Raw genomic sequence first — 2,283 nt, forward strand, 5'->3', positions numbered from 1 at the left:
CGGCCTCCGGCCCGGCCGAGGGCGTTGGTGGGGGCCTTGGTGGCGGCGTCACCGAGGGCTTGGCCGGGGGCCTCGCGTCGGCAACGACTCCCGGCCCGGTCGCTGCGAGCAGCCCGGCCGACCCGGTTGCCGCGCACCCCGTGCCGCCCGCGCCGGGGTCCGGCCCGGAGGCCAACGGCGCGGCACGGCCGGCGCCCGGCCCCGTCTCCGTCATCTCGCCGCTCGTCCGGCGGCTGGCTCGCGAGCACGGACTGGACCTGCGCGAGCTGCGGGGCTCCGGGCCCGACGGGCTGATTCTGCGCGCGGACGTGGAAAAGGCCGCACAGGCCGCGCGCACCGCACAAGCCGCACCGGCTCCGGCGGCCGTCGCCGCGGGCGTCGCGCGGACGGGTGCGCGTGGGGCCGATGAGACGCGCGTCCCGGTGCGGGGTGTGCGCGGTGCCGAGAAGCTGGTCCGCAGTCGGCGGGAGATCCCCGACGCGACGTGCTGGGTGGACGCTGACGCGACCGAGCTGCTCGCCGCCCGCGCGGCCATGAACGCGGCGGGGCCCAAGATCTCCCTGCTCGCCCTCCTCGCCCGGATCTGCACGGCGGCCCTCGCGCGCCACCCCGAGCTGAACGCGACCGTCAGCGAGGGCGAGATCATCCGCCGCTCCGATGTCCACCTCGGTTTTGCCGCACAGATCGACCGGGGTCTCGTGGTCCCCGTGGTGCACGACGCGCACGCGCGGGACACGGCCGGGCTGTCCGCCGAGCTGACCCGCCTCACCGAGGCCGCCCGCTCCGGCACCCTCACCCCCGCCGAGCTGACCGGAGGCACCTTCACGCTCAACAACTACGGCGTCTTCGGCGTCGACGGCTCGACGCCGATCATCAACCACCCCGAGGCCGCGATGCTCGGCGTCGGCCGGATAGCGGCGAAGCCGTGGGTGCACCAGGACCAGCTGGCCATACGGCAGGTGGTGCAGCTGTCGCTGACCTTCGACCACCGGGTCTGCGACGGCGGCACCGCGGGCGGCTTCCTGCGCCATGTGGCCGACTGCGTGGAACATCCGGCGGTTCTGCTGCGGTCCGTGTAGACCGCGGCGACGGAGGCGGTACTCGGCCGTCACCGGGACATACTCATGGGGTGACGTATGACGCTGTGATCCTGGCCGGAGGGGCCGCCCGGCGGCTGGGCGGCGCAGACAAGCCGGCGCTGCGGGTGGGCGCCCGGCCGCTGCTCGACCGGGTGCTCGGCGCCTGCCGGGAAGCCGGGCGGACCGTCGTCGTCGGCCCGCGCAGACCGACCGCGCGGCCCGTGCACTGGATCCGTGAGGAGCCGCCGGGCGGCGGGCCGGTCGCGGCCGTCGACGCCGGACTGCGCCGGACCATGGCGCCCGTCGTCCTGCTGCTCTCCGCGGATCTGCCGTTCCTCACGGGTGAGACCGTCGGGGCGCTGGTCCAGGGCCTCGGCGAGGCCGAAGGGGTGCTGCTCACCGACTCCGACGGCCGTGATCAGCCCCTGGTCGCGGCGTACCGGGCCGAGCCGCTGCGCCGGGAGATCGCCCTGCTCGCGGCGGAGCACGGCGGCCTCGCGGGACTGCCCCTGCGGCTGCTCACCGCCGATTTGAAGCTGGGCCGTCTGCATCACCCCACCGCCTCCTTCGACTGCGACACCTGGGAGGACATCACCACTGCCCGCGCACGGATCAGGGAGCATGGACACGTGTTGGACGAATGGATCGCCGCAGTCAAGGCGGAGCTGGGCATCGACCTCGATGTCGACACCGCCGCCCTTCTCGACCTCGCCCGCGACGCCGCGCACGGCGTCGCCAGGCCCGCCGCGCCGCTGACCACCTTCCTCGTCGGCTACGCGGCCGCCCAGCAGGGCGGCGGCCCCGAGGCGCTGGCCGCCGCCACCGGCAAGGCGGCCGCGCTGGCCGCCCGGTGGGCCGAAGAGGCCGAGTCGACGGGATGACGGACCGGGAGCCCCGCGGCGGCGACGCGCTGGACCGCGAGTTCGACGAGGCCCTGGCGCTGGCGAAGGACCAGGGCACGTATCAGCGCCGCCCTGAGACACGGCCCGAGCGGCCCGAGCGGCCCGAGCGCCCCGAGTGGACCGATCCTTGGGACCCGACCCCCCAGGGCGCGGCGCCCCAGGACGCGGCATCCCAGAGCCGGGCGCTCCGCGAACCGCCGTCCCCGGATCCGGCGCTCCACGACCCGGCATTCCCCGACCCGGCGCTCCACGACCCGACAGCCACAGCGACGGACCGGGCACGGCCACCCCAGGGCCCCGGC

At 75.9% G+C, this 2,283-nt stretch carries 2 protein-coding genes and 1 pseudogene; all 3 read left to right on the forward strand.

Annotated elements, in window-relative coordinates; all coding sequences use genetic code 11:
* Positions 1–1,079, forward strand: a 1,079-nt coding sequence (locus CCN51_RS49855; protein WP_107426310.1) for a dihydrolipoamide acetyltransferase family protein, incomplete at its 5' end; no start/stop codon positions are given.
* Between the two features lie 50 nt (positions 1,080–1,129).
* A complete protein-coding gene (locus tag CCN51_RS49860; protein WP_014178017.1) occupies positions 1,130–1,960 on the forward strand; it encodes an NTP transferase domain-containing protein in 831 nt (276 codons plus the stop codon).
* Positions 1,957–2,283: pseudogene (locus CCN51_RS49865) on the forward strand (molybdopterin molybdenumtransferase MoeA); the annotation flags it as partial. The gene CCN51_RS49860 and the pseudogene CCN51_RS49865, both read left to right, overlap by 4 nt.

Source organism: Streptomyces milbemycinicus (genome assembly GCF_002154605.1).
In the GTDB taxonomy this organism is placed as follows: domain Bacteria; phylum Actinomycetota; class Actinomycetes; order Streptomycetales; family Streptomycetaceae; genus Streptomyces; species Streptomyces milbemycinicus.